Consider the following 26,302-nt stretch of genomic DNA (forward strand, 5'->3'; position numbering starts at 1 on the left):
TGGAAACGTTGCACCCGGCTTCATATTTTTTTGGATTTATTTTTTTTCAAAATCCATGCCTTCGTTAGACGGCCGACGGGCAAAAAGATTAATCAACTCCTAAAAAATGCAGCGTTTTTCTTCTTTAAGCGGCAAAAACGGCTGCGGCCGCTATTTTTCGTTGCTCAATGGTTTTTGCCAGCAGGCCCAGGATCAGCCAGTAGCTGCCGGCGAAAATGGGCGTCTCCAGGGTGGGATTAAAGACGGCCACCACGGTGATGGCAAAAAAACTGAAAAACAAAAGTTGTCCCTGGTTGGCCCGGTAAACCCTTTTGTAGTAAAAGTATTCCCGTAAAACGTCCCTGTAAATCAGCGCCAGCGGCACCAGGACCAGTAGCCCCAGCCGCCCGTACAGGTAAACAAAGGAGTTGTGGCCGCCCACTACGTAGGGCAGGGAGGCTGCTTTGCTGATATCTTCGATGGGATAATACTGCAACAGGGGCGTGCCGAATCCCATCCCGATAAGGTTCATGGGAAACTTATCGACGAGGATCTGGTGCCAGAGCATCAGCCGCCAGGTGTTATTGGGGTCCTTGTCCAGCAGGGGATGGGCCGCCCTTACGGCGCGGATCACGTCGTCCTGCATGGTCAGATCGTACATGACCGACAGGGCCGGCGAGAGGTACATGAACAGCAGGGTGAAGGCGGCGAAGCCGCACAGCATGGTTTGCTTGAAAAACCGGTAGCCGGGCACCAGCAGCACGAACAGGTAAAACATGCCGATAACGCCGGCCGTGGACGACTGGTAGGTGACGGCATATATGAAGTTGATGGGCACCAGCAGGTAAGGCACCCAGCGTGATTTCAGGTTCAGCAGCAGCACCGGGAACAGCACGGCCATGCCGAAGCGTTCGTATAGGGAAGGTGCCGGTATCAGCAGGAACGTCAGGATATACAGCGACAGAAAGAAAAAAATCCTGCTGATATATTTTGTTAAGTATTCGTGAAGGTAATAGCCCGCGAAATAAGCAAACACCGAGTAAAAGATCACCAAATTGCGCAGGTAAAAATAGATCGAGTCCATGCGGAACAGCGAAGTGACGGCATGGAACAGGCACAGGCAAATAAAACCGAGGACCCCGAGGGTAATGGCCGTGTTCTTTATTTTAAAGGAATGGTACGCCAGCAGTCCCAGGCCCGCAACGGAAAGCAACTCGTTCAGCAGCAGTGCTTTTTCCAGGATCCGTGGCGAAATGATATAGCAAAGCGCCACCGTGAACAGCAGGCCGGCCAGAAGGCCCTTTTTCACGGGGAAGGAAGCCGGGTAGGAAAGATGCTCATTTTTGGTATACATACGGGATCGGGCGGCGCCATTGATGAAGAATGGCGCAAAGGTTACTATATTCTGTCAAAAAGCAAAAGTTGCCTGATTTAAAATTTTAATATGTTGGCCTCAGCTCCTGCGGCGCTGCTCCGGCCAGGAAGTCGGAAAGGGGGCGGAGTCTGCCGGTTTTGCAGCAGGGTTTGGTTTATAATATACTGATTGTCATGTAGAAATAGGGGCTGGTTTTTTCTCAAGGGTGGCTTGGCCGCGGTCCTGCTCCGGACAACTTTAGCTAATTCGCTAAAGAGTATTCATTTTCTACCCCTAAATTTGCAGCGGCGTTTCAGATGACCAGGTACAGTAATAAGGGCCGATTGAAGCAATCATTGCGATTGTATTTCGTTGAATGTCAAGGTACATCTACTTTCTTAACCATTTTGAGCCCCTCGTTCCTTAGCGATGAAGAAAAGTGATGCTGTCCGCCGTTTTTCCGTTTCCGGCAGGGGGTTCCAGGATTCCTGAAAAACCAGAAAGCAGATAATGGATTAGAAAAAACAGATAATGGATAAGAAATTAAGAAAGAACGTTTTTTCACTTTTGGTGCTGCAAAAAGCAAATTACCTTCTTCCCTTCATCATTGTGCCTTATTTAACAAGAGTATTGGGTCCGGAAAATTTTGGTAAAATCAGTTTTGTTCAGGCGGTGGTCAATTATTTCCTGCTGGTGACCGAATACGGCTTCAACATGTCCGCCACCCAGGAAGTGGCGGTGCATCGCGACGATCCCGCGGCATTGAACAAGATCTTTTGGACCACCACGTTTTCCAAGGTGCTGATTGCTGCCGGCTGCTTCCTGTTGCTGTTGCTGCTGCTGGCAGTGGTTCCTTCCCTTCAGCGGGACGCCTTCCTGTACCTCCTTGCTTTTTCCCTGGTCATTCAAAGCCTGTTTACACCGGTATGGTTTTTCCAGGGCCTGGAAAAATCAGAACTGATCATCCCGCTTTCGGTCCTGCCCAAGATGGTTTCGCTGGCGCTGGTTTTTTTCCTGGTCCGCAGCCGGGAGGATTACCTGTTTGCCCTGGTGGCGCAGTGCCTGGTTTCCATGCTGGCGAGTTTGGCGGTTTGTGCCTGGATCTTTTACCGCCGCCGGCTCGTGCACTGGTATGTTCCTTCCTGGGCGGAGGTGAAGGAGGCGTTGCAGAAAGGGTGGTACCTGTTTATTTCCACCGCCGCCATCAGCCTGTACACCACCAGCAATACGGTATTGCTGGGGATCGTGGCCAATGCGCAGGTGGTGGGGTACTTTGTGGCGGCGGACAAGCTGGTCAAAGGCGTGCAATCGCTGGTGTTTACCCTGGGGCATGCGGCCTACCCGCGCATCAATGAATACCTGCGGCAATCACGGGAAAAGGCGGTGGCTTTTCTATGGACCTGCCTGAAGTGGATGGGCGCCGCCGGCCTGGCGGCCTCGATGTTCCTGTTGCTGTTTGCCGGCCCGGTGGTGCGCCTGGTGTTTGGCCTGGAGCAGTACGCCCCCTCGGTGGCCGTGTTGCAGATCCTGTCGGTGACGCCCCTGCTGGTGGGCCTGAGCTATGTGTTCGGCATCCTCGGCCTGCTGCCTTTCGGGTTTCAGAAAGTGTATGCCCGCATCTACTGGGTTACCGGGCTGTTCAGCCTGGTCTTGTCCGTGCCCCTGGCGTACTGGTTCCATATGTACGGCGTTTCGGTTTCCGTCATCATCGTGGAGGTCGTCGTCCTGGTGGTGACGTACCTGCAGCTCCGGAAAAACGGCATCGACCTTCATGCCCATGTGCGCCCGGCTTTTTCCGGAAAATTTCTCTCCTAATTCCTAAAACGTCTGTCTTCATTCATGATGCCTTTAGTTTCTGTCATTGTTCCCACCTATAATTCCTCCAAATACATTCTGGAAACGCTCCATGCGATCCGGAGCCAGACCCTCCAGGACTTTGAAATTGTGGTGGTGGATGACTGTTCCTCCGACAATACGCTGGACCTTATCCGGGGGCTGAACGATCCGCGTATCCGCATTTATGTCAATGAGCAGAACCGGGGCATTCCTTATACGCACAACCGGCTGATCGAACTGTGCACCACCGATTACATCGCCGTCCAGGACCATGACGACCTGTCGTATCCCGACCGGCTGGAGCGGCAATACCAGTACCTGCGGCAACATCCCGCAGCGCTGGCTACCGCTTCCTATCCCAACTATATCGACGAGGAGGGCCGGCCTATTTTCCAGCCCGCGCTGCGCAAGCTGCTGCGGATCCTGAAGTTGAACAATGCCGGCGCCGACAGCACCGAGGTGTTTCCCTTTATGTTTTTTAAGAACATTTTCTGTCACTCCACCCTCATGTACAACAAGAAGAACCTGGGGGACATCCGCTACCAGCCGCAATTCGCCATCTGCGACGACTACGATATCCTGTGCCGCGTAGCGGCCGTCAGTCCCGTGGCGATTGATCCGCGGCCGGTGCTGCAGTACCGGGTGCACCGCCGGAACACCTCCTCGCAACGCTTCAAGGAGCGGGAGCGGGATGTGAACGAGGTGCAGGGCCGCTACCTGCGCCAGCTGGGCATTGAGCCCAGCCCCGCTAACCTGTTCCTGCACAATGGGTTTTTTAACGACCTGCAAGGTTTCCGGCCCAGCGTTGATTACCTCCAGAAAAGTCTGGAGTGGTACCGGACGATCGAGGAAAAGAACCGACAGGCGCAGCTTTTCGACAGCCGCGGCCTGCAGAAAGCCATTGAAACCAACTGGTTCGAGCGTTGCCTCGCCTGCAGGAGCATGGGACTGAAGCTGCTGCCGCTTTACTTCCGAGGCCGTGCCGGCAAGCGGGCAGTTGCCGGGCGGACGGCGCGCCTGGTCCTGCTGTTCTTTTCGATTTTCTTTTACCGGGACTAGCGCGTGCCGGCAGTTGATTGAATAACCTTTGGGATCCGATTCATTACATTTTGAACATACTTTTCATACATAACGCATATCAACAGCGCGGAGGCGAGGACGTTGCCCTGGAGCTGGAAACGGCTTTGCTGGAACAAAAGGGGCACCAGGTGAAAACCCTTGTTTTCCGCAATCCCGCCTTTTCCGGGCCTGCCGAAAAGGTAAAGGGCCTGGTCCAGGCGTTTTACAACACCGACTCCGCCCGCCAGGTGGAGGAGGCCGTCGCCACCTTCCGCCCGGACGTGGCGCATGTGCACAACCTGTTTTTCGTGGCGTCGCCCTCGGTGCTCTTTGCCCTGCACCGGCTGCGCATCCCGGTGGTGGCCACCCTGCACAACTACCGGCTCATTTGTGCCAATGCCCTGCTGCTGCGCGACGGCAAGATTTGCGAACGGTGCGTGCACCAGTCCTTTCCGCTGGCCGGCATCCGCTACAAATGCTACCGCTCCTCGGCCCTGGAATCGGCCCTGGTCACGGGCATCACCGGGGTGAATAAGCTGCTGGGAACCTGGAAGGACAAAGTGCATACCTATATCGCCCTTACCGGCTTCGGCCGGCAGAAGATCCTGGATTCGTCGCTCGGCTTGCCCCCGGGCCAGGTGACCGTCGTGCCCAACTTCGTTCCCGACGGCGGGGCAGGGGCCTTTCCGCGGAGTGACTTCTTTTTGTTTGTCGGGCGTATTTCCCCTGAAAAAGGCGTGGACGCCCTGCTGGAATGTTTTTCGTCCCTGCCGGGGCTCCGGCTGGTGCTGGCCGGCGACGGTCCCGAGCTGGAGCGCTTGCAGCAGCAATACGGCTCCTGCGCCAACATTTCTTTTCAGGGCCGCTGCTCCCCGGCGCAAGTAGCCGCATTATTGAAGCAGTGCCGGGCGCTGGTGTTTCCCTCCGTCTGGTACGAAGGGCTGCCGTTTACCATCATCGAGGCCTTTTCTGCCGGCACGCCCGTGATCGCTTCCCGGCTGGGCGCCATGGCCGAGATCGTCCGCGACGGCTACAACGGCTTTCATTTTACCGCCGGCGACGTGGCGGACATGAAAGCCGTGCTGCTGCGGTTTGCCGCCGAAGCCGCGGACAACCCCGGGTGGTACCGGCAGGCGCGGCACACCTACGAAGAACACTATCATCCCGATAGCCATTACCGCTCTCTGATGGCCGTTTACCACCAAGCAATGGAGAAAACCGCAACATGAACACAGAACGATTGAATATTCTGGGCCTGCACATCAGCAGGATCAGCTATGCCGGGGCCTTGGAACAGGTGGCGGCATGGGGCCGCAGCCATACGCCGTCCTATGTGTGCTTTGCCAATGTGCACATGACCATTGAAGGGCATAAAGACCCCGAGTTTGCCCGCCAGGTGAACGGGGCCAGCCTGGTGGTGGCGGATGGCTTTCCGCTGGCGAAAGCCTGCCGCCTGTTGTACGGCCAGGTGCAGGAGCGTATCGACGGCATGGGCTTCCTGCCCCGGCTGATCGCCTTCCTGAATACGGGCGGCTACCGGATCTTTTTATACGGAGGCAGCCCCAAGGTGCTCGCGGCCCTGGAGCAGGTGATCCGGCGCCACTATCCCCGGGTGGAAATTGCCGGTGCGGTTTCGCCGCCCTTCCGGGACTTATCCTCCGCGGAGCAGGAGGACTATATCCGGCAGATCAACGAGTCGGGGGCCCATGTGGTGTTCGTGGCCCTGGGCTGTCCCAAGCAGGAGCGCTGGATGCACCGGCACCACGGCCGGATCAAGGCCGTGCTGCTGGGCGTGGGCGGCGCCTTCAGCGTCATGGCCGGCCTGCAGAAGCGGGCGCCGCAATGGATGCAGGAGGCCGGGCTGGAATGGGTGTTCCGCCTGGCGCAGGAACCCCGGCGGCTGTTTAAACGCTATTTTGTCACCAACCTGCTTTTTGTCTGGCTGCTGGGCAAACAGCTTTTAAAGAAAAAAGTGTATGGAAAATAAGGCCCCTTTTCCCCCTAAAGCCTGGTACCGCAACCTGGAACTGGTGTACAGCATCTTTGGCATCGGGCTGGTGGTGGGGCTGATCTTCTGGCCCCTGCTGGATTCCCTTTTCAGTATCGGGCTGGCGGCCTACTGGCTGCTGTTTGCCCGGAAGAATTTTTCCACCCCCCGGGCCCGCTACGTCCTGTTGTTTTGCCTGCTGTATGTGATGGTGCTGGTGGGCGTGCTGTATTCGGCCAATATGAAGGAAGCCCTGTTCAAGCTGCAACTGAAGTCGGCCTTCCTGGTCTTTCCGCTGGTGTTCGGCACCACGGAGGGGTTGTCCGCCGGGGTTTTCCGCCGCATTTTCGGGGCGTTTATCGGCGCTACGCTGCTCGGCTGCCTTTTTTGCCTGGCCAGCGGCCTGTATGTATGGGTGACCACCGGGTCGGTCCACCAGCTGTACGGCTACGAGCTGGTGGTGGTCAAGGACATGCATCCCTTTGTGCTGGGCCTGTGCGGCCTGTTGTCGCTGTTGTACCTCCTGGTGCGCCATCTCGAACGCTTCCGGCAGGAGGGCCGCCTCTCGGTGCCTGCGGCCGAAATGGCGGCGGCAGCCTTTCTGTTCCTGTTTCTTTTGTTACTGGGCAACCGCAACACCCTGATTTTCCTGGGTGGCGTGCTGCTGTTCTTTGGCTTCCGCCTGATCCCCCGCATAGGCACCCGCCTGCTGTTCCTGGGATCGTTTGTCCTGGTGGTAACGGCGGCCGTTCTTTTCAACCCCTCCTTTCGCCGGCAATGGTATGACCTGGTGGATTTTTCCAAGGAAAATACCATTCAGCTGGACCAGGATGCCTCGCTGGGCCGCGGGTGGGGGGGCAAGGCCATCCGCCTGACCATATGGAAGTGCAGCATGGATGTGCTGGAGCAGCACTGGGCCGCCGGCGTTGGCACGGGTGATTTGCAGGATACGCTGCAACGCGCCTACGAAAAGAGAAAATTCTATTTCGCATCGCGCTACAACAGCTACAATGCACACAACCAGTACCTGGAGGAATTCCTCACCCGCGGCATTGCCGGGTTGCTGGTATTCCTGGCCTGTATCCTGTGGCCGCTTTTGGTGGGTATAAGGGAAAAAGACACACTCTATACCTTGTACCTGCTTTGTTTTGCTTTTTTTTGCATCACCGAGTCCATGCTGGAACTCCATAAGGGCGTCATGTGGTATTCTTTTTTTAATGCCCTGCTCTTTTTCCGCAATTCCAAGGCTCTTATATAAATAGAATGGAAGCACAACGTAACCCCTCTTCGGAAGAGATAGATCTGCTGTATGTTTTTAACACCCTGGTCCGCGGCGCGAAAGTGGTTCGCGGCTTGCTGGCCGTGTACCTGCGCCGGCTGTGGCGCAATGCCGTTTTGTTTGTCGGCATCCTGGTGCTTTCGGGGCTGGCCGGTTACAGCCTGCGGTATTTGCTGCCTCAACGCTACCGGACCACCGCCCTGTTTTTAACGCACCAGTTGCCGCCGCAGCTGTGTACCGGCATCCTGGAAAGCCTGGGCTGGCCGCTCGATCCGAAGAGCAATGCGCCCTTCGTAGCCGCTCAAATGAACCTACCCGTGGACGTCGTGACCGACATCACCTCGGCTTCGGCGGAACCTATTGCCTCCTTGCAGGGAACCCTCGCGGATACCGCCGCCCGCCTGCCGGCCGAATCGTTCGACCTGTTGTTCCGGGTAAACCTGGTCGTCGGCCATCCCGCCCGCCTGCCGCAGATCCAGGCGGGTATCCAGCGCCTGCTGGAAAACAATGAGTATGCCCGGCGGCTGAAAACCGCCCGCCGGCAAAAGCTCGGGTTCCTGAAAAGCGGCCTGGAAGGGTGGAGCCGGAGCCTCGACAGCCTAAAGCCGATCGCCTACCGCAGCCCGGGCCCGGCGCTACAGGGGAACGGGCCCTCCAGCCTCGTGCAGGTGTACCAGCTGCAAAGGGCTTTCCTCCGGCAGCAGCTGGAGGTGCAGGAGCAATTAAGCCTCCGGGATGATATTGAAGTGGTGGTTCCCTTCATGGCTACGAAGGCCGAAGCTTATTACGCCTACAATACCTTCCTCTTCTATGCCCTGGTGGCCGGCTTGCTGGCGGCCCTGGTGCTTACCCCGCTGATCGGCCGCCGGTAGGCCGGTGGTAAGCCGATGCGGAGAAATACCCTGGTGCCCCTTTGGCGCCAGGGTATTTTTTTGGGATATTTCTCCAACGTTCTTTCTCAACCCGTGAACTTGAAAAAGACGGGCAGGGTTATTGCTTTTCCTTGCCCCTAGCCACCTTTCTGTCCGGTCATTTATTGCATTATTGATGAAATGAAGAACTATGGCAAAAAACAAAACTATTCTTGACGACAAGCTCCATTGGTACAAGGATGCCATTATCTACGAATTGCACATCAAGGCCTTTTTTGACGGCAACAACGACGGTATTGGCGACTTCCAGGGATTGCTGGAAAAGCTCGACTACCTGCAGGACCTGGGCGTGACCGCCATCTGGCTGCTGCCCTTTTACCCCTCGCCCCTGCGCGATGATGGCTACGATATCGCCGACTACTACAGTATAAACCCCTCGTACGGCAACATCCGCCAGTTCAAGCAGTTGATGAAAGAAGCCCACAAACGCCAGCTCAAGGTGATCACCGAGCTGGTCATCAACCATACCTCCGACCAGCACCCCTGGTTCCAGCGGGCCCGCGCGGCCCGCAAAGGCTCGCCCGAACGCGACTACTATGTGTGGACCGATGATCCCAACCAATACAAGGACGTGCGCATCATCTTTACCGACTACGAAGCGTCCAACTGGACCTGGGACCCGGTGGCCCAGCAATACTACTGGCACCGCTTTTTCTACCACCAGCCCGACCTGAACTACGACAACCCCAAAGTGCAGGAAGAGATTTTTAAAATCATCGACTACTGGTGCGATATGGGCGTGGACGGCTTCCGCCTGGATGCCGTGCCCTACCTGTACGAGCGCGAGGGCACCAACGGCGAGAACCTGCCCGAGACCCACGCCTTCCTCAAAAAGCTGCGGGCCCATATCGATGAAAAATACCCCGGCGTGGCCTTCCTGGCCGAAGCCAACATGTGGCCCGAGGATTCGGCTTCCTACTTCGGCGATGGCGACGAATGCCACATGAACTACCACTTCCCGGTCATGCCCCGCATGTTCATGGCCCTGCAGCGCGAAGACCGCTACCCGATCACCGACATTTTCGACCAGACCCCCGACATCCCCGAGGTATGCCAGTGGGCCATGTTCCTGCGCAACCACGACGAGCTGACCCTGGAAATGGTCACCGACGAAGAGCGCGACTATATGTATAAGGTGTACGCCAAGGACCCCAAGGCCCGCATCAACCTGGGTATCCGCCACCGCCTGGCCCCCCTGATGGAAAACAACCGCCGCAAGATCGAGCTGATGAACTCCCTGCTCTTCGCCCTGCCCGGCACCCCGGTGATCTATTACGGCGACGAGATCGGCATGGGCGACAACTTCTACCTCGGCGACCGCGACGGCGTACGCACCCCCATGCAGTGGTCGCCCGACCGCAATGCCGGCTTTTCCGATGCCAACCCGCAGCGGCTGTACCTGCCGGTGATCCTCGATCCCGAATACAGCTACGAGTCGGTGAACGTGGAAACCCAGCGCCGCAATACCTCCTCGCTCTTCTGGTACATGAAGCGCATCATCGCCATGCGCCGGCGTTACAAGGCCTTTAGCCGCGGCGACATCAAGTTCCTCAATGTCGACAACCCCAAAATACTGGCCTTTACCCGCACCTACAAGGCCGAAACCCTGCTGATCGTCGTCAATCTCTCGAAATTTCCCCAACCCGCCGAGATCGACCTGTCGGAATTCAAGGGCCACATCCCCGTGGAGGTGTCCAGCCGCAACCGCTTCCCGGCCGTACGCGAGGACGCTCCTTACTTCTTTACCCTGGCGGCGTACTCCTTCCAATGGTTCCTGCTGCAGAAAGGCCAGGCCGAGGTGAACGCCAGCACCCTGCCCCGCCTGCAGGCCGACCACTGGGACACCCTGCTGACCGGCGAGGTGCGGACCGAGCTGGAAAACAGCATCCTGCCTTCCTACCTGCAGAAAACGAAATGGTTTACCGGTAAGGACCGCAACATCTACAGCGTGGCCATCAGCCACAGCGCGGTAGTGCCCCTGCCCGAAAAAAGCGTCTACCTGCTGCTGCTGGAAGTCAATTACGAAAGCGGCCTGCCCGAAACCTACCAGCTGCCGGTGACCTTTGCCACCAGCGACGCGGCCAAAAAGCTGATGGACACCTGCCCGCAGTCTATCATCGCCGGCCTGGCCACCCTGGAGCAGGAAGGCGTGCTTTGCGACGCCCTCTACACCACCGAGCTGCAACAGCTGCTCTTTTCGCGCATGGCGCACCACAAGGCCCTGTCCGTGGGCGAAACCGAGATCGAATTCTTTGGCAACAAGGACGTGCAGCACCACGGCAAGCAGGCCGAGGTGAAGCCCCGCCTGATCAGCGCCGACCCGGCCAATACCTCCATCACCTACGACAACCAGTTTTTCCTGAAACTGTACCGCAAGGTGGACCGGGCGGTCAACCCCGACCTGGAGATCAGCCGCTACCTGGCCAACGGCGCCAACTTCCGCCATACGCCCACCTTCGCCGGCTACATCGAATGGAAAGGACCGAAGGATTCCGTGGTGCTGGGCATGATGCAGGAACTGGTGGAAAACCACGGCGACTGCCGCAGCTTTATGACCGAGCGGATCAATAATTTTATCGAGCGCATCCTGGCCCGCGACCGGGCCACCCTGCCCGTCGACCGTAAAGGCACCCTGGTCAACCCGGCGGGCTTCGACGAGCTGCCCGACAACCAGAAGGAATTTTTAGGCCCCATGGCTGCCGACCAGGCGCGGCTGCTGGGCATCCGCACCGCCGAAATGCACCTGGCTTTGGCCTCCGATACCGCCCACCGCGATTTCAAGCCCGAGGAGTTTTCGCTGCACTACCAGCGCTCCCTTTTTGCCTCCCTGCAGTCGCTGGTGCGGGAAACCTTCCAGAGCCTGAACCGCAACCTCAAAAAAATGGGCGACGAGTTCAAGCCGGACGTGGAAGCGCTGGCCGGGCGGAAGGCCGAGCTTCTAACCATCCTCAAGCGGATTTATGCCAAAAAGTTCGACGTGGTCAAGACCCGTATTCATGGCAACTACCACCTGGGGCAGGTGCTGCTGACCGGCAAGGACCTGGCCATCCAGGATTTTAGCGGCGACCCCGCCCGCACCTACAGCGAGCGGCGGCTGAAGCGTTCGCCCCTGAAGGATGTGGCCTCCATGATCTGCTCGTTTGGCTATACGGCCTTCGAAGGCTTCCTGCTGAACAACCAGATCCAGAAGGGCGACCTGCAGGCTATGCTGCCCTTTGCGAGCCTGTGGACGCACTACATGAGCGGCTTCTTTGTAAAGGCGTACCTCGAAACCGTGGAAGGCAGCTCCTTTATCCCCCGCGACCGGGGCGAGCTGGAAGTGCTGCTGCAGACCAACCTGCTGGAAAAAGCGCTCATACACCTGAACTATGAGCTGAACAACCGTCACCACATGGTGCTCGTCCCGCTGCGGATCATTCGAAGCGTCCTTAAATAGCCAAAAAGGCGGGAAGCCCTACCTCCGGGCTTCCCGCCTTTTTGCTTTTTTCTCCCTCCAACCTCTGCGGCATTCGCCGTTTTCCCCTCCCGGTCAACCCCCGGGATCGCCCGCTTCGGCTATTCTGCCCCCCTTTACCCGGAAATATGTGCGTACTTCGTTCCATGCTTTCCACCCGTAACCCTCCGGGCAGCCCCGGCCATTAAACTTTTCAGGAAAGCCCTGGTTAAAGAACCAGTAAATATTCAAGGCAGGCTCAAAAGAATGGCTGGATTCCAGGTTTTTGCGATACCTTAACAACCAGGGCCACCAGGCCGGACGATTGAGTTTATTACGGGCAGTGCCGGGTCGTTCCCGGCGAACCGTATCAACACAAACAACTTGCACATGAAAAAATTTACATTTTTGCTGGTATGCTTCCTCGCTCTTTTCGGGGGAGCCCATGCCCAGCAGCAGGCTTTCCAGGCGGGCGAAAAAATTACCTTCTCCGTTTTTTATAACGTCATCGGCATGTACCTCCACGCCGGCACCGCCTCCTTCCACACCCAGGTGGCCAAGTACAACAACCGCGACGTGTACCACGTAGTGGGAGAGGGCGCCACCAATCCCCGCTACGACTGGATCTTCAAGGTGCGGGACCGCTACGAAAGCTTTTTCAATACCGATGACCTGGAGTCCGTCCGCTTTATCCGCCACGTCAACGAGGGCAAGTACAAAAAGCACGAGGAAGTGCATTTCAACGCCAAGGAAAATACCGCGGTCACCTCCAAGGGCGTGTTCAAAGTGCCCGAAAAAGTGCTGGACGTGATCAACTGCCTCTACTTTGCCCGCAACATCAATTACGCGCAATACAAGGAAGGCGATAAGATCCCGTTTTCCATGTTCCTCGACGACGAGGTGTACAGCATGTACATCCGCTATGCCGGCAAGCAAACCATTTCCACCAAGTACGGCACCTTCCGTACCATCGTGCTGAAGCCCCTGCTGCTGAAGGGCAACGTGTTCCAGGGAGGCGAGCAGATGACCGTCTGGATCAGCGACGACCCCAACCATGTGCCGGTGCGCATCGAAAGCGACCTGTCGGTAGGCAGCGTCAAGGTGGACATGATGAAGTACCAGAACCTCAAACATCCCCTCAGTGCCCTGATCAAAGTGAACTAAATCTTTTCATGGTTGTATAGGATGGGGAAGCTTCGGCTTCCCTTTTCTTTTGGTAAGTGTTAAGAAATTGCCAACGAGTTAAACAAACGTTTGATAAAATCAAACGTTTGTTTAACTTTGCGTCTCAATTCCATTTATGAGTTATAGTGAAAAGCAGGTTCAGATCCTCAACACGGCGGAAAAGCTCTTCGCCTGCAAGGGTTTTGACGGCACCTCGGTCCGGGACATAGCCGAAGCGGCGGGGATCAACATTGCTATGATCTCGTACTATTTCGGCTCCAAGGAAAAGCTGATGCAGGCGCTCTTCGAGCACCGGGCCAATACGATGGTGCTGCAGATCGAGAGCCTCCTCAAAAACGACCAGCTGAGTCCGGAGGAAAAGCTGTTCGTCATGATCGAGAGCCATGTGGACCGGATTTTTTCCCGCCAGTCGTTTTTTAAGATCATGCTCAGCGAGCAGCTCCTCGACAAGTCGGAACTGATACGCTGTCATGTGTCTTCCATCAAGCAGCGCACCATCGAGGCCATCGACCGGCTGATCCGTCACGGCCAGGACCAGGGCGCCTTCCGGCCGGGCATCGACGTACCCATGATGATGAATGCCATTACCGGCACCGTCGTACAGTCGATCGTAGGCCAGGAGTTTTATAAAAACTTCCACCAGCTGGGCGAGCTGTCGCCCGAAGCCTTTACCGGGCAGTTGAAAGCAAACCTTTTGGATTTCCTCAAAAAATTTGTAAAAGCAATAGTAGTTTATGAAGCATAGAATCTCTGGAACAGGAGTGCTGGCCGTGCTGGTGTTGTTGTGCAGCGCCCTTACGGCCGGGGCACAGGAAAAAAAGAGCTTGACCCTGAACGAAGCGGTGGAGCTGGGGGTCAGGAACAGCAAGCAGCTGAAAGGCAGCCAGGCCCGCATTGAAGAAGCCACGGCGGCCCTGAAGGAAGCGGTGGAGCGGAAGCTGCCCGACGCCAGCGCCTCGGCCTCCTACATGCGGCTGAACTCGCCCAACGTCGATGTAAAGCTGAAGACCGGCAACAGCAGCAGCGGCAGCAGTGGCGGCAGCGGCGGCTCTTCTTCCGATGATGCGGCCAGGATCTCACAGCTGGCCTATGGCATGGTCAATGCCAGCCTGCCCCTGTACGCCGGCGGGCGCATCCGCTACGGCATCGAGTCGGCCAAATACCTCGAGCAGGCCGCCCGGCTGGATGCCGGCAGCGACCGCGAAGAGATTATTCTGAATACCATCGACGCCTATAATAACCTGTATAAAGCAAAAGCAGCCGTGGCCCTGGTAAAGGAAAACCTGGCCCAGGCCCGCCAGCGGGTAAAGGATTTTGCCAGCCTGGAGAAAAACGGCCTGCTGGCCCGCAACGACTATCTGAAAGCCGAGCTCCAGGCCTCCAATACCGAGCTGGCGCTGCTGGACGCGGAAAACAACTGGAAGCTGGCCAACGTCAACATGGACCTGATGCTGGGCCTGCCCGACGGCACCGAGATCGTTCCCGATTCCGCCAGTCTGCAGTCGGCCGCCACGGTAAAGACCCTGGAAGAATACCAGCAGCTGGGCCTGCAGAACCGCAAGGACCTCTCGGCCGTGGCCCTGCGCAAGAAAGCCGCCCATACCGGCATCAAGGCCGCTGAAGGCGAAAAATACCCCAGCATTGCCCTTACCGGCGGTTATGTGGCCCTGGACGTGCCGCATGGCCTGGTGGTGACCAATGCCCTGAACCTGGGCGTGGGTGTGCAGTACAGCATTTCCGCGCTCTGGAAGAATGCGGCGAAGGTGCAGCAGGCCCGGGCCCGCGAAAAGCAGGTGGAAGCCGGCGAAGAGCTGCTCACCGATGCCATCCGCCTGCAGGTAAACCAGGCGTACCAGCATTACCTGCTCAGCCGCAAAAAGATCGAAGTGCATGCGACAGCGGTAGCCCATGCGGCTGAAAACTACAAGATCGTCCGCAACAAGCACGAAAACGGCCTGGCTACCGTCACCGACCTGCTCGACGCCGATGTGGCCCAACTGCAGGCAAAGCTCAACCAGGCTTTCGCCGCCTCCGACGCCACGGTGGCCTACCAGAAGCTGCTGCAGGCCGCGGGATTAATCGACAATAAGCAATAGGCAAGCAGGAATTCGTTCATTGGTTCATTGGGAATTGGGTAGGTCCCATTCATTACTCATCACTCATTACGCATCCGTTCAATCATATTCATAAGTAGTTATCGTTCATGGAAACTCAAACAAATACAACAGCAACTGTACAGCGGGAAGCTGCCGCACCGAAAAAGAGCAGCAAAGTGTTTCCCCTCATATTGTTATTACTGGTAGGCGGCGGGGCCTGGTTTGGTATTTCGAAATACACCCATGCCCAGCACCACGAAGAAACCGACGACGCCCAGGTATCCGCCAACATCAGCCCGGTGATCCCGCGCATCGCCGGCTACGTGGCCGACGTGCGGGTGAAGGATAACCAGCGCGTGAAGAAAGGCGATACCCTGCTGGTGCTTGATGACCGCGATATGGTGATCCGGCTCGAGCAGGCCGAGGCCGCCCTGGCCACCGCGCAAAGCAGCCTGGGCGCCGCCAGGGCCACCAGCTCTGCCGCCAGCGCCAATATCGCTACCTCCCGGGCTTCCATCTCCACCATCGACGCCCAGATTGAAACCGCGAAAGTGGCCGTTTGGCGTGCCCGCCAGGATTACGACCGCTACGCCAACCTGATCAAGGACCACTCCATTACCCAGCAGCAGTTCGAGCAGGCCAAGGCCGCGAAGGAAACGGCCGAAAGCCAGCTGCAGGTGTTGCAGAGCCAAAAGGCCCAGGCCGGCCAGCAGACCGCTGCCGTGGCCTCGCAAAGCGGCGCTACCGCCCAGCAGATCAACGTGGCCAGCGCCGTCATCAAGCAGCGCCAGGCCGATGTGGACGACGCCCGCCTCCACCTGTCGTATGCGGTGATCACCGCCCCGGCGGATGGCCTGGTGTCCAAAGTGAACATCCAGCCGGGCCAGTTCCTGCAGGCCGGCCAGTCGCTGTTCAGCATCGTGCTCAACGACCAGAAATGGGTGACCGCCAACTTCAAGGAAACCCAGCTGCAAAAGATGAAAGAAGGACAAAAAGTGCTGGTGCACGTGGATGCGTATCCCGACCACCAGTTCGAAGCGAAACTGGCTTCTTTCTCGGCCGCTACCGGCTCCTCCTTTGCCGTGCTGCCTCCCGATAACGCTTCGGGCAACTTCGTAAAAGTGGTGCAGCGTGTGCCCGTCCGCATCGAGTTCGTCCATCCTTCCGATCCCCTGTTGCAACAACTACGGGCCGGCATGAACGTTACGGTGGACGTGCACCTGGACTAGGACCTTTTACACTCATTCGTAATTCAAGTAAATGCAACAACAAGGCTCATTAGTAGAATACGGGGCCCGCAGGGTGGTCATTACCCTAACGGCCATCATCTGCGCCCTGCTGGAGATCGTGGACAGCACCATCGTCAACGTGGCGCTGAACGAGATGAAGGGGAACCTGGGCGCTACCATGGCCGAGGTAGGATGGGTGATCACCGCCTATGCCATCGGCAACGTGATCATCGTGCCCATGACAAGCTGGCTATCGCAGCAGTTTGGCCGCCGCAACTATTTCGCGGCCTCCATCATGATCTTTACCCTTTGCTCCTTTCTTTGCGGCAACGCGGCCGGCATCTGGGAACTGGTGCTGTTCCGCTTTTTGCAAGGCCTGGGCGGCGGCGCCCTGCTGGTGACTTCCCAGACCATTATTACCGAAAGCTATCCTCCCGAAAAGCGGGGCATGGCCCAGGCCATTTACGGGCTTGGGGTGATCATCGGTCCCACCCTGGGTCCCCCGCTGGGCGGCTATATCGTGGACAACTATTCCTGGCCCTATATCTTTTACATCAACATTCCTATCGGCATCATTGCCACCCTGCTGACGCTGCAATACGTCCGCAGTCCCCGCTACGCCCAGAAAAGCGAAGCCAAGGACGTGGACTGGTGGGGGATCGCGCTGCTGGCCATTTCCGTGGGCTCGCTGCAGTTCCTGCTGGAGCGGGGACAGGAAGAGGACTGGTTCAACAGTGGCCTGATCATCATTACCACCCTGGTGGCGGTCTTCGGCTTTTTCTTCTTTATCTGGCGGGAGCTTACCTTCCGCAACCCGATCGTGGAGCTGCGGGTGCTGAAGAACGGCAACCTGAGGGTGGGCACCATCCTTTCCTTTATCATGGGATTCGGTCTTTATGGCTCCACCTTTATCGTGCCGCTCTACACCCAGGCCACCCTGGGATGGACGGCGCAGCAGTCGGGCATGCTGATGATGCCGGCTGCCCTGGCCACGGCCTTTATGATGCCGCTGATCGGGCAGATGCTGCAAAGAGGGGTGAAGCAGCAACTCCTCATTGCCCTGGGCATGCTGCTGTTCTTTGCGTACAGCTTCTGGGGCTACAAGATCATTTCGCCCGATACCGGCAAGGAAGCCTTTTTCTGGATGCTGATCGTCCGGGGTGTGGGTATGGGCATGCTGTTCATTCCCGTTACCACCCTGTCGTTGTCTTCGCTGAAAGGGCAGCAGATCGGTCAGGGTGCCGCCTTTACCGGCATGATGCGCCAGCTGGGTGGATCCTTCGGCATTGCCGCCATTACCACTTATCTGTCGCGGCAGACGATGCAGCACCGCAGCAACCTGGTGGGCCACCTCGATGCCAATGACCCCGATGTGCAGCGCCGCCTGGCAGGCATGCAGCAACTCTTCATGTCCAAGGGCAGTACCGCCGACGTGGCCCTGCAAAAGGCCCAGCGGATGCTGGACTTCAGCGTCATGAAACAGGCAACGGTGCTGTCGTACATGGATGCCTTCCTGCTCCTGGGCGTCATGTTCCTGATCTGCATCCCCTTTGTGCTGCTGGTGCGCTCCAAAAAAGCCGAAGGCAAGCTGGATCTTTCCGAAGCCATGCACTAACTACAAAGTTTACAAGTTCACGAGTTCGTTTCCAAACCTGGCAGGTTTTTAAGACCTGCCGGGTTTAGTTGAATTACGATAATACGTTACAATATGAAAACAATACTCATCGCCCTGGATTTCAGCGAGCATGCAGGGGAGGTGGAAAAGGTGGGATACGACCTGGCCCGGAAGCTGGGGACATCGGTCACGCTCATCACCGTTATCAACAAGGCATTGGATTATACCGCTGCCTTTACCGGCCTTACCTTTCCCAACCAGTGGGAAGAGCGGCTGTACCTGGCGAATCAAAAGCTGGACGAGGTAAAAGAGCGCCATCCCGATGTGGAAACCCGCATCCTTTCCTTTATCGGCAACCCCAAAGAGGACATTGTGGAAGTGGTCTTCGAGCCGGAGGTAGCTTTTGTGGTCCTGGGAAAATACGGCCGTACCGGCTGGGACCAGCTGGTCATGGGCGGCACGTCTTCCTACGTGGTGCAGCATTCGGTAAAACCGGTAATCGTGGTGCCGTTTAAAAAGGAGCGCCATTAAGAGAAGGCTCATCAGCTTTTTTGAAAAAAACTTCGGCAAGAAGTTGACAATTCCGAATCAAGTCGTAATATTGCGACCCTAATTGTTGCCCAGGTGGCGGAATTGGTAGACGCAGCAGACTCAAAATCTGCCGCCAGCAATGGTGTATCGGTTCGACTCCGATCCTGGGCACGAAAAAAGCCTTAGAAGTGTTTCACTTTTAAGGCTTTTTGCTTTTTATACCTGCTATTTACAACAGCTTTTCCGGGGCAGCAGCACCCTGCCCAGTATCTTCAAAAAGGCTTTCAGGAAATTTTTCATGAACACTTCTTTAATTCGGGACAAAATTACCCGGAATCCGGGGGCGGAAGCGTAAAATCTGGCAAGGGAATGTTAACTTAAACAGGGCAATTCCCTGGCAGCAAAACGTACCGCGCGGATGATACAAATCGGATTGATCAAAGAAGGCAAAACGCCCCCCGACAACCGGGTGGCCCTCACGCCGGCGCAATGCCGGTGGCTGACCAAGCACTACCCGAACGTGCGGGTGCTGGTGCAAAGCAGTCCCGACCGCTGTTTTTCGGACAGCGAATTCCGGCGGGCGGGCACCGAGGTGGTCGACGACCTCGGCAACTGCGACATCCTGCTGGGCATCAAGGAAGTGCCCCCGGCCCAGCTGCTGGCCCAAAAGACCTACCTGTTCTTTTCCCATACCAAGAAAAAGCAGCCCCACAACCGCCACATGCTGCAGGAAATCGTCAACAAAGGCATTACCCTGATCGATTACGAATGCCTCGAGCACGAGGACGGCCAGCGCATCATCGGCTTTGGCTTCTTTGCCGGCGTGGTAGGCGCCCATAATGGGATGATGGCTTACGGCAACCGCACGGGCGCCTATGCCCTGGAGCGGGTGTACCGGCAAAAAAGCTTCCAGTCGCTCATCCACAGCTATTTCGGCCTGAAGATCCCCCAGATCAAGGTGGCCGTTACCGGCTCCGGCCGGGTGGCCCACGGCATTACCGAGATCATGAACCTGATGGGGATCATCGAAGTGGAAAAGGACGCGTACCTGGCCCGCCGGTTTTCGTACCCCGTTTATGTGCAGCTGAAAGGGGCCGACCTGTACGAGCACCGGGCAACGGGTCACTACAACCGCGAACATTTTCACGAACGCCCCTCCGAATACCGCAGCAAATTTGCCCCCTATACGGGCCAGACCGACATCCTGATGAACGGCGTTTACTGGGATAGCGGCGTGCCCCGCCTGTTTGAAAAGGAAGATATAGCCAGGGAAACCTTCGGCATCCAGGTGATTGCCGATATCACCGACGATGTGAACGGGTCGGTGCCCATCAACCTGGGCGACCAGCCCATCGAGGACCCCGTTTACGGGGTGGACCGGCACAGCTTTCAGCGCACCCCAGCCTACCTTCCCGGCTCGGTGGACCTCATGGCCGTGGGCAACCTGCCCAATGAGCTGCCCCGCGACGCTTCGCGCTATTTCGGCGAGCAGCTCATCAAGTTCGTGCTGCCCGACCTGCTGGCGGATTCGTCGCCCCTCCTGGAAAAGGCCACCATAGTCCAAAACGGAAAGCTGACCCCGCCCTTTGAATATTTACGGGAATACGCCGGCTTGTAAGGCTACAGGTATAAATAATAATCTTTCAGCAGGGCCACAAATTCCGGTGTGTATTGCTGCTGCCCGTCCCAAATGGACAATTCTGAACTTTTTAGCGGCGTTTCCCTGCGCCCGCCCTTCAGCAGCAGGCGGAAGGGATCGTGCCGGACCGACTGCCGCACCACGACCTTCTTTTCCAGAAACAGCCCGGCCTTTTTCACTTCCCTTTCAATCTCCGCCAGCCGCTTGTAGGGCAGCAGCAGGAAAAAGCTGCCGTCTTCCAGCAGGTGCTGCCCCATCAGCTGCAGCAGCGGCCGCAACTGCAGGCCATGGCCATGGTGCGCCAGGTTGCGGCCGGCGCTGGCCGACTCGATCTCCTTTTCGTAAAAGGGCGGGTTGCTGATAATGCAGTCGTAGGCATGCGGAAAGGAAAATTCCAGGATGTCGCCCTGGTGCACGGCGATGCGGTCCTTCCAGGGCGAGGCGGCCACGTTCTCTTCCGCCTGCCCGGCGGCGGAGGCGTCGAGCTCCACCGCGTCCACCCTTGCCGCGGCCTTCTGCGCCACCATCAGCGACAGCAGGCCGGTGCCGGCACCAATATCCAGCACCGTCTGTTCCCCGCCTGCACCTTCCTTCCCCTCCGCCAGCTCGGCCGCACACCACGCCCCGAACAAACACCCGTCGGTAGTCACCTTCATGGCGCTGCGGTGGTGGTAAACGGTGAACTGCTTGAAACGGAAAAAGGGGTTCGGCATGAACTGACTTTTAGGAGGGAAAAGGTTTTTTGAGTTTACGAGTTTACAAGTTGTTTGGATGGATAATGCCTGTTCCCCCTAAAGAACTCGTAAACCCGTAAACTCGTAAACTTCGGTTAGCGCCAGTCCGCCCGAGCGGAGGCGCTAACCGAAAGATCGGCATAGTCGCCGGCGAGGTGCTTGTAGTAGGCGGTGATGGCGATCATGGCGGCGTTGTCGGTGCAGTATTCGAAGGCGGGAATGAAGGTGTTCCAGCCCATGTGTTCGCCCATTTGGGTGAAGGCGGTGCGCAGGCCACTGTTGGCCGATACGCCGCCGGCGATGCACAGGTCTTTGATGCCAGTTTGCAGCGCCGCCCGTTTCAGCTTTTTCAGCAGGATGCTCACGATCCGGTGCTGGATGGAGGCGCAGATGTCGGCCAGGTTTTCCTGCACAAAGCCAGGCGAAGCCTTGGTTTGCTGCTGCAGGAAGTAGAGGATGGAGGTTTTCAGGCCGCTGAAGCTGAAGTCGAGGCCGTCGATCTGGGGCTCGGGGAAGGGGAAGCGGGAGCCGTCGCCTTCCTTGGCGTAGCGGTCGATCAGGGGGCCGCCGGGGTAGGGAAGGCCCAGCAGCTTGGCCGATTTGTCAAACGCTTCGCCGGCGGCATCGTCGCGGGTTTGCCCGATCACTTCCAGGTCGGAGGGGCTGCGGGCCAGCACGATCTGGGTGTGGCCGCCGCTGACCGTCAGGCAGAGGAAGGGGAAGGAGGGCCGGCGGTCGGGGATGAGGTTAGCCAGCACGTGGGCCTGCATATGGTGCACGGCAATCAGGGGCTTGTCCAGGGCCAGGGCCAATGATTTGGCAAACTGGCTGCCCACCAGCAGCGAGCCGATCAGGCCGGGCGCCTGGGTGAAGGCGATGGCATCGAGCTCGTCCAGGGTAGTGCCGGCCTGCTTCAGGGCCACGTCCACTACGGGAACGATATTCTGCATATGGGCGCGGCTGGCCAGCTCGGGCACCACGCCTCCGTATTTTTCGTGCACTTTCTGGTTGGCGATAAAGTTGGAAAGAATCTGTCCCCCGCGGCAAACGGCGGCCGAGGTTTCGTCGCAGGACGATTCAATGGCCAGGATAGTGGTCGTGCTGGCCCCCAGGTCGCCGCCGGAGGCGGCGGTTCCCGGGTCGTACATTTTATTCAGGTTCATCAAGGTCTTTATTTGAAAATTATCCGGCTGCAAAATTGGGCTTTTCTCCGTAATAAAGCGTGTTCCCGGTTAAGGGCTTTAACTTCTGATGGCGGTGACGGGGTTGAGGCGGGCCGCCTGGGTGGCCGGGATGATGCCGGCCAGGATGCCGGTAAGGATGCACACCCCGATGGCCAGCAGGATGTTGCCGGTGGAAATGAAGACGGGGAAGTGGAACACCTGGCTGACCACCTTGGTGAGGATGAACACCAGCAGCAGGCCGATGGCGCCGCCGATGATGCACAGGAAGGCCGATTCCAGCAGGAACTCCATCAGGATGAGCCGGTTTTTGGCCCCGATGGCCTTCTTTAGGCCGATCTGGGAAGTGCGTTCCTTCACCGATACGAACATGATATTGGCCACGCCGAACATGCCGACGATCAGCGAAAGGATGGCGATGGCCCAGCCGCCGATGTTGATGCTGACGAAGGCCTGGCTCATGGCGCTGCTGAAGTCGTTGATGTCGTTGAGGGAAAAGTTGTTTTCTTCCGTGGGGCTGAGCTTGCGGACCGCCCGCATCACCCCGGTCAGCTCGTCGGCCAGCATCTTGCTGCTGACGGTTTCCTTTCCTTTGATCAGCACGATAGGGTCGGCCTTGCGCTCGTCCATGATGGTCCGGGCAAAGGGGTACACCATCAGCACGCTCTTGTCAAACTGCCAGCCGCCGAGGATCTGGGTGCCCTGCTTTTTGATGATGCCGGCCACGATATTTTTTTTGTTGCGGATCAGTACGGTCCGGCCCAGGGCCCGCTCCGCAGAGCCGAAGAGTTCCTGGGCGATCTGGCTGCCCATGATCAGGGTATTGGTGGGTCGGTCGAACTCGGCCTCGGTAAAATAGCGGCCCGCTTCGATCACCACCGGCTGGATGGAGGCAAACTCCCGGGTGACGCCATAGATCACGGCTCCGCTCAGCACGCTGCCGCCCGCTTCGATGTCGTCGATCACGTTGATCTCCAGGGCGGCGTACTGGACGGTGGAGGCCCGTTCCTTGATCTGGCGGACGTCGTCGAAGCGGGGTGCCGGCCGGTTCTGGTACTTCCACCAGGGGTATTCGGTCCCGCTCATCTTGCCGTATTCCCATTTGTCGAGGTAAAGGGTATTGGTGCCCAGCGCCCGGATCTCGTTTTGAATATTGTGTTCCAGGCTGTTGACGGTGGCCAGCACGCCGATGATGCAGAAGATGCCGATGGTCACGCCGAAGAGGGAAAGAAAGGTGCGCAGCTTGTTTTTCCACAGCTCCTGCAGGGCCATTTTAAAGCTGTTGCTGATCATTTCCAGGAATCGGCGCATGGGGGCAAAAATAAGCAATGGGCAACAGGCAATCCGCAGCCGGCAAAAGAATTCAGGGCGGAAAATGGAAAACGCCCCCGTCGCCGGGGGCGTTGCATCAGTTGCATCGCTATTAAAATGAGGTCCTTTTAAAAAAACGGCTGTATCCGGTCAAAAAAAGAATATAGTCTGATTTACCGATTGATGTAAAAAAGATAGTGAAGCCGCTCAGGCTGGGAACGCTTCCGGGTCGTTATGTTTATCCTTTTTATTAGCCATTTTATTTGCCATAGGTTCCGTATCTGCCTCATTTTCCCGCTCAGCACCTTTCTTGTATGGCTTTCTCTTCTGCTCGTAATTCATCCCTTCAAAGCCTGAGGGCGGCTGGTTTCTGCCGCTCCTGTCCCCCGGAGGGATTTTCGGAGCACCGTTGCCAAACTCGTGACTCCTCATCGTTTCCATAAGTATTTTTTATAAGAAGAAGGAAAAATAGTGCCGTTTCCCTTTTCCTATGGATTTACCGTCGCTGTCTTCCAAATTGGGAAAAAATGGCACCAAGTGGCTTCGGCGTTCGCTGTTTTGTATAAGCTTTTTCATCCGTGCCGGGAAAAAAACGGAACAATCCGCCCCAACTGCCGCCCAAATGCCTGTTTTTTCTTCTTTGCCTTCCCGGTAATTTCAAAGATTCTTTAACGCACTTAGGGCTTACCTTTGCCCCCGCAAAAATCAATGCCCCTCAACGGCTGGACCCTTTTGCTTCCTTATCATGAAATATCAGAACGAAATACAAAAGCGCAGAACCTTCGCCATCATATCGCACCCCGATGCCGGTAAAACCACCCTTACCGAAAAGTTCCTGCTTTTCGGCGGCGCCATCCAGGTGGCCGGAGCGGTGAAAAGCAATAAGATCAAAAAACACGCTACCTCCGACTTTATGGAGATCGAGCGGCAGCGCGGTATCTCGGTGGCCACTTCGGTAATGAGCTTCGAGTATGACGGCGCCCTGATCAACCTGCTGGATACCCCGGGCCACAAGGACTTTGCCGAGGACACCTACCGCACCCTCACCGCCGTGGACAGCGTGATCCTGGTGGTGGACAGCGTCAATGGCGTGGAGGAGCAAACCCGCCGCCTGATGCAGGTGTGCCGCATGCGAAAAACCCCCGTGATCGTTTTTATCAATAAAATGGACCGCGACGGCAAGAACCGGTTCGACCTGCTGGAAGAAATTGAAAAGGAACTTTCCATTTCGCTCCACCCCATGACCTGGCCCATTAACAGCGGCAAGGACTTCAAAGGCGTGTACGACCTGCACAACCGCAGCCTGCGCCTGTTTACCGCCAACACCAAAGCCCAGGATGATGATACCCTCTCCATCTCCGACCTCTCCTCCGCGGTGCTGGATGACAAGCTGGGAGACAAAGACGCCGCCACCCTGCGCGAAGACGTGGAACTGATCGAAGGCGTGTACGGCGAGCTGGCGACCGAAACCTACCTGAGCGGCGACGTGGCGCCCGTGTTCTTTGGCAGCGCCATCAACAACTTCGGCGTCAAGGAAATGCTGGATACCTTTATCCGCATCGCCCCCATTCCCCGTTCGCGGGAAACCAACAAGCGCCCCATCAGCGTGGGCGAAGAAAAATTTAGCGGCTTTATTTTTAAGATCCATGCCAACCTCGATCCGAAGCACCGCGACCGCATTGCGTTCCTGCGCGTCTGCTCGGGCAAGTTTGAGCGCAACAAGTATTTCCACCACGTGCGGCTGGACCGGGACGTGCGCTTCAGCAACCCTTATTCCTTCCTGGCCCGCGAAAAAAGCGTCGTGGAAGATGCTTATCCCGGCGACGTAGTGGGCCTGTTCGATACCGGCAACTTTAAAATCGGCGATACCCTCACCGAGGGCGAAGACTTTTTCTTTACCGGCATCCCGGCCTTCTCGCCCGAATTGTTCAAAGAGGTGGTGAACAAGGATCCCATGAAAACCAAACAGCTGGAAAAAGGCCTGATGCAGCTGACCGACGAAGGCGTGGCGCAGCTGTTTACCCAGTTTGGCGGCAACAAAAAGATCATCGGCTGCGTGGGCGAGCTGCAGTTTGAAGTGATCCAGTACCGCCTGTTGCAGGAGTACGGCGCTTCGGTGCAGTTCAATTCACTGCCCTTCTACAAAGCCTGCTGGCTGACCAGCAAGGACCCCAAAAAGCTGGAAGAATTCACCCGCTTCAAGCAGGCCAATATCGCCAACGACAAGGACGACCACATTGTGTACCTGGCCCAAAGCGAATGGTTCCTCAACACCGAACGCATTAACAACCCGGATATCGAGTTTCATTTTACCAGTGAGATTCACAAATAGTTTACGGGTTTACGGGTTGGTGGCGCCCGTCAGGAGCTCGTAAACTTGTAAATCCGTAAACTCGTAAACGCTCTCACGGCGCGTGAACGGTCGCATTTTCCTCCGGCGACTGGCGGGCGAAGATGTATTCGTCGATGCCGCCGGGGATTTCGCGCCAGATGCGGATGGAGCCGTCGTCATTTTCCTGGAGGTGGTAGCTTCCGTTGAGAATAAGGCTGTTGTCGGCGGGGCCGGCCCAATTGCCGGAATCCCGGAAGATGATGTAGTTTTCCTGTTGCTCAAAAGAGCCTGCGCCCATGAGCGGATAATTTTGCTGGTGGCTTTTGCCGTGGTACTGCCCATCCCCGAAACAAAGTGTAACCTGGGCCGTATCGGAATGGTTGCGGTGAAAGTAGCCTATATAGGAACCGCTGAGGTTATTTTCAGGGTGCTCCACCTGGAAACAATGTGTAAACAGCAGGCAAACCAGGATATATAAGATAGTTTTCATAAATCAGCTTCTGTTGGCCCTGAGAAGGCAAATAACATGCTAAAAAAGTGTTATGGGAGTGGCTGTCTGTAAAAATATTGTGCGTAAGTAATTGGTTGAT

Annotated in this window: 21 protein-coding genes and 1 tRNA gene; 16 read left to right on the forward strand and 6 right to left on the reverse strand. The window is 57.0% G+C overall.

All coding sequences use genetic code 11. The features are described 5' to 3' along the window. Positions 1–124: 124 nt before the first annotated feature. Complete coding sequence (locus tag V9K67_RS10795) at positions 125–1,333, reverse strand: hypothetical protein (protein WP_336722260.1); 1,209 nt, start codon at positions 1,331–1,333, stop codon at positions 125–127. Positions 1,334–1,864: 531 nt separating this feature from the next. Between V9K67_RS10795 and V9K67_RS10800 the strand changes: the two genes are divergently transcribed. From V9K67_RS10800 to V9K67_RS10870, 15 genes are all read left to right on the forward strand, one after another. Beyond that, on the forward strand, positions 1,865–3,148 hold the full coding sequence (locus tag V9K67_RS10800; RefSeq protein ID WP_336722262.1) for a flippase: 1,284 nt from the start codon (positions 1,865–1,867) through the stop codon (positions 3,146–3,148). Between the two features lie 24 nt (positions 3,149–3,172). Beyond that, positions 3,173–4,228 carry a glycosyltransferase family 2 protein gene (locus V9K67_RS10805; protein ID WP_336722263.1) on the forward strand — a complete coding sequence of 352 codons (1,056 nt, stop codon included), beginning with the start codon at positions 3,173–3,175 and terminating at the stop codon, positions 4,226–4,228. A gap of 50 nt (positions 4,229–4,278) precedes the next feature. Then, positions 4,279–5,457: a glycosyltransferase family 4 protein gene (locus tag V9K67_RS10810; protein ID WP_336722264.1), complete on the forward strand. Its 1,179-nt coding sequence runs from the start codon at positions 4,279–4,281 to the stop codon at positions 5,455–5,457. After that, positions 5,454–6,215 carry a WecB/TagA/CpsF family glycosyltransferase gene (locus tag V9K67_RS10815; protein WP_336722266.1) on the forward strand — a complete coding sequence of 254 codons (762 nt, stop codon included), beginning with the start codon at positions 5,454–5,456 and terminating at the stop codon, positions 6,213–6,215. Before V9K67_RS10810 ends, V9K67_RS10815 begins: the two co-directional genes overlap by 4 nt. Further along, positions 6,205–7,473, forward strand: coding sequence for an O-antigen ligase family protein (locus V9K67_RS10820; RefSeq protein ID WP_336722268.1), 1,269 nt, complete (start codon positions 6,205–6,207; stop codon positions 7,471–7,473). The genes V9K67_RS10815 and V9K67_RS10820 overlap by 11 nt, the downstream gene beginning before the upstream one ends. Before the next feature lie 5 nt (positions 7,474–7,478). After that, the gene (locus V9K67_RS10825; protein ID WP_336722270.1) at positions 7,479–8,366 is read left to right on the forward strand and encodes a hypothetical protein; all 888 of its coding nucleotides are present in this window, start codon (positions 7,479–7,481) and stop codon (positions 8,364–8,366) included. Positions 8,367–8,556: 190 nt separating this feature from the next. Further along, positions 8,557–11,862, forward strand: a complete 3,306-nt coding sequence (gene treS, locus V9K67_RS10830) for a maltose alpha-D-glucosyltransferase (RefSeq protein ID WP_336722272.1) — start codon at positions 8,557–8,559, stop codon at positions 11,860–11,862. Between the two features lie 387 nt (positions 11,863–12,249). After that, the gene (locus tag V9K67_RS10835) at positions 12,250–13,023 is read left to right on the forward strand and encodes a DUF3108 domain-containing protein (protein WP_336722274.1); all 774 of its coding nucleotides are present in this window, start codon (positions 12,250–12,252) and stop codon (positions 13,021–13,023) included. 136 nt (positions 13,024–13,159) lie between these two features. Next, positions 13,160–13,789, forward strand: coding sequence for a TetR/AcrR family transcriptional regulator (locus V9K67_RS10840; protein ID WP_336722276.1), 630 nt, complete (start codon positions 13,160–13,162; stop codon positions 13,787–13,789). Beyond that, the gene (locus V9K67_RS10845) at positions 13,779–15,140 is read left to right on the forward strand and encodes a TolC family protein (protein WP_336722278.1); all 1,362 of its coding nucleotides are present in this window, start codon (positions 13,779–13,781) and stop codon (positions 15,138–15,140) included. Before V9K67_RS10840 ends, V9K67_RS10845 begins: the two co-directional genes overlap by 11 nt. A 176-nt stretch (positions 15,141–15,316) precedes the next feature. Then, positions 15,317–16,369, forward strand: coding sequence for an HlyD family secretion protein (locus V9K67_RS10850; RefSeq protein WP_336722280.1), 1,053 nt, complete (start codon positions 15,317–15,319; stop codon positions 16,367–16,369). 31 nt (positions 16,370–16,400) lie between these two features. Continuing rightward, the gene (locus V9K67_RS10855; RefSeq protein WP_336722283.1) at positions 16,401–17,984 is read left to right on the forward strand and encodes a DHA2 family efflux MFS transporter permease subunit; all 1,584 of its coding nucleotides are present in this window, start codon (positions 16,401–16,403) and stop codon (positions 17,982–17,984) included. A 93-nt stretch (positions 17,985–18,077) separates the two neighbouring features. Further along, positions 18,078–18,515 carry a universal stress protein gene (locus tag V9K67_RS10860; RefSeq protein ID WP_336722284.1) on the forward strand — a complete coding sequence of 146 codons (438 nt, stop codon included), beginning with the start codon at positions 18,078–18,080 and terminating at the stop codon, positions 18,513–18,515. 87 nt (positions 18,516–18,602) lie between these two features. Further along, a tRNA-Leu gene (locus V9K67_RS10865) sits at positions 18,603–18,686 on the forward strand. Between the two features lie 247 nt (positions 18,687–18,933). Then, complete coding sequence (locus tag V9K67_RS10870; protein WP_336722286.1) at positions 18,934–20,133, forward strand: NAD(P)-dependent oxidoreductase; 1,200 nt, start codon at positions 18,934–18,936, stop codon at positions 20,131–20,133. A gap of 2 nt (positions 20,134–20,135) precedes the next feature. Here V9K67_RS10870 and V9K67_RS10875 read toward each other — a convergent pair whose 3' ends face one another. The 4 genes from V9K67_RS10875 to V9K67_RS10890 form a co-directional block, all read right to left on the reverse strand. Then, positions 20,136–20,867 carry a tRNA1(Val) (adenine(37)-N6)-methyltransferase gene (locus V9K67_RS10875; RefSeq protein ID WP_336722288.1) on the reverse strand — a complete coding sequence of 244 codons (732 nt, stop codon included), beginning with the start codon at positions 20,865–20,867 and terminating at the stop codon, positions 20,136–20,138. Positions 20,868–20,983: 116 nt separating this feature from the next. Then, a complete protein-coding gene (gene tsaD, locus V9K67_RS10880; RefSeq protein WP_414696769.1) occupies positions 20,984–22,036 on the reverse strand; it encodes a tRNA (adenosine(37)-N6)-threonylcarbamoyltransferase complex transferase subunit TsaD in 1,053 nt (350 codons plus the stop codon). Positions 22,037–22,129: 93 nt separating this feature from the next. Continuing rightward, entirely contained in the window at positions 22,130–23,380 is a 1,251-nt protein-coding gene (locus V9K67_RS10885) for an ABC transporter permease (RefSeq protein WP_336722292.1), read from the reverse strand. A gap of 207 nt (positions 23,381–23,587) precedes the next feature. After that, entirely contained in the window at positions 23,588–23,821 is a 234-nt protein-coding gene (locus tag V9K67_RS10890) for a hypothetical protein (protein WP_336722293.1), read from the reverse strand. 304 nt (positions 23,822–24,125) lie between these two features. On the opposite strand from V9K67_RS10890, the gene V9K67_RS10895 reads away from it, so the two are divergent. Continuing rightward, a complete protein-coding gene (locus V9K67_RS10895; RefSeq protein ID WP_336722295.1) occupies positions 24,126–25,712 on the forward strand; it encodes a peptide chain release factor 3 in 1,587 nt (528 codons plus the stop codon). Between the two features lie 73 nt (positions 25,713–25,785). Here the strand turns inward: V9K67_RS10895 and V9K67_RS10900 are convergent, their stop codons facing one another. Beyond that, entirely contained in the window at positions 25,786–26,202 is a 417-nt protein-coding gene (locus tag V9K67_RS10900; RefSeq protein ID WP_336722296.1) for a hypothetical protein, read from the reverse strand. Between the last annotated feature and the right edge of the window lie 100 nt (positions 26,203–26,302).

This window comes from Huijunlia imazamoxiresistens, assembly GCF_037132455.1.
GTDB classification, from domain to species: Bacteria; Bacteroidota; Bacteroidia; order Chitinophagales; family Chitinophagaceae; genus Flavisolibacter; species Flavisolibacter imazamoxiresistens.

Coding starts and splice junctions, on each gene's coding strand:
- V9K67_RS10795 (WP_336722260.1), bottom strand. CDS start 1,333: ATGTATACCAAAAATGAGCATCTTTCCTACCCGGCTTCCTTCCCCGTG.
- V9K67_RS10800 (WP_336722262.1), top strand. CDS start 1,865: ATGGATAAGAAATTAAGAAAGAACGTTTTTTCACTTTTGGTGCTGCAA.
- V9K67_RS10805 (WP_336722263.1), top strand. CDS start 3,173: ATGATGCCTTTAGTTTCTGTCATTGTTCCCACCTATAATTCCTCCAAA.
- V9K67_RS10815 (WP_336722266.1), top strand. CDS start 5,454: ATGAACACAGAACGATTGAATATTCTGGGCCTGCACATCAGCAGGATC.
- V9K67_RS10820 (WP_336722268.1), top strand. CDS start 6,205: ATGGAAAATAAGGCCCCTTTTCCCCCTAAAGCCTGGTACCGCAACCTG.
- V9K67_RS10825 (WP_336722270.1), top strand. CDS start 7,479: ATGGAAGCACAACGTAACCCCTCTTCGGAAGAGATAGATCTGCTGTAT.
- treS (WP_336722272.1), top strand. CDS start 8,557: ATGGCAAAAAACAAAACTATTCTTGACGACAAGCTCCATTGGTACAAG.
- V9K67_RS10835 (WP_336722274.1), top strand. CDS start 12,250: ATGAAAAAATTTACATTTTTGCTGGTATGCTTCCTCGCTCTTTTCGGG.
- V9K67_RS10840 (WP_336722276.1), top strand. CDS start 13,160: ATGAGTTATAGTGAAAAGCAGGTTCAGATCCTCAACACGGCGGAAAAG.
- V9K67_RS10845 (WP_336722278.1), top strand. CDS start 13,779: ATGAAGCATAGAATCTCTGGAACAGGAGTGCTGGCCGTGCTGGTGTTG.
- V9K67_RS10855 (WP_336722283.1), top strand. CDS start 16,401: ATGCAACAACAAGGCTCATTAGTAGAATACGGGGCCCGCAGGGTGGTC.
- V9K67_RS10860 (WP_336722284.1), top strand. CDS start 18,078: ATGAAAACAATACTCATCGCCCTGGATTTCAGCGAGCATGCAGGGGAG.
- V9K67_RS10870 (WP_336722286.1), top strand. CDS start 18,934: ATGATACAAATCGGATTGATCAAAGAAGGCAAAACGCCCCCCGACAAC.
- V9K67_RS10875 (WP_336722288.1), bottom strand. CDS start 20,867: ATGCCGAACCCCTTTTTCCGTTTCAAGCAGTTCACCGTTTACCACCAC.
- tsaD (WP_414696769.1), bottom strand. CDS start 22,036: ATGTACGACCCGGGAACCGCCGCCTCCGGCGGCGACCTGGGGGCCAGC.
- V9K67_RS10885 (WP_336722292.1), bottom strand. CDS start 23,380: ATGCGCCGATTCCTGGAAATGATCAGCAACAGCTTTAAAATGGCCCTG.
- V9K67_RS10890 (WP_336722293.1), bottom strand. CDS start 23,821: ATGGAAACGATGAGGAGTCACGAGTTTGGCAACGGTGCTCCGAAAATC.
- V9K67_RS10895 (WP_336722295.1), top strand. CDS start 24,126: ATGAAATATCAGAACGAAATACAAAAGCGCAGAACCTTCGCCATCATA.
- V9K67_RS10900 (WP_336722296.1), bottom strand. CDS start 26,202: ATGAAAACTATCTTATATATCCTGGTTTGCCTGCTGTTTACACATTGT.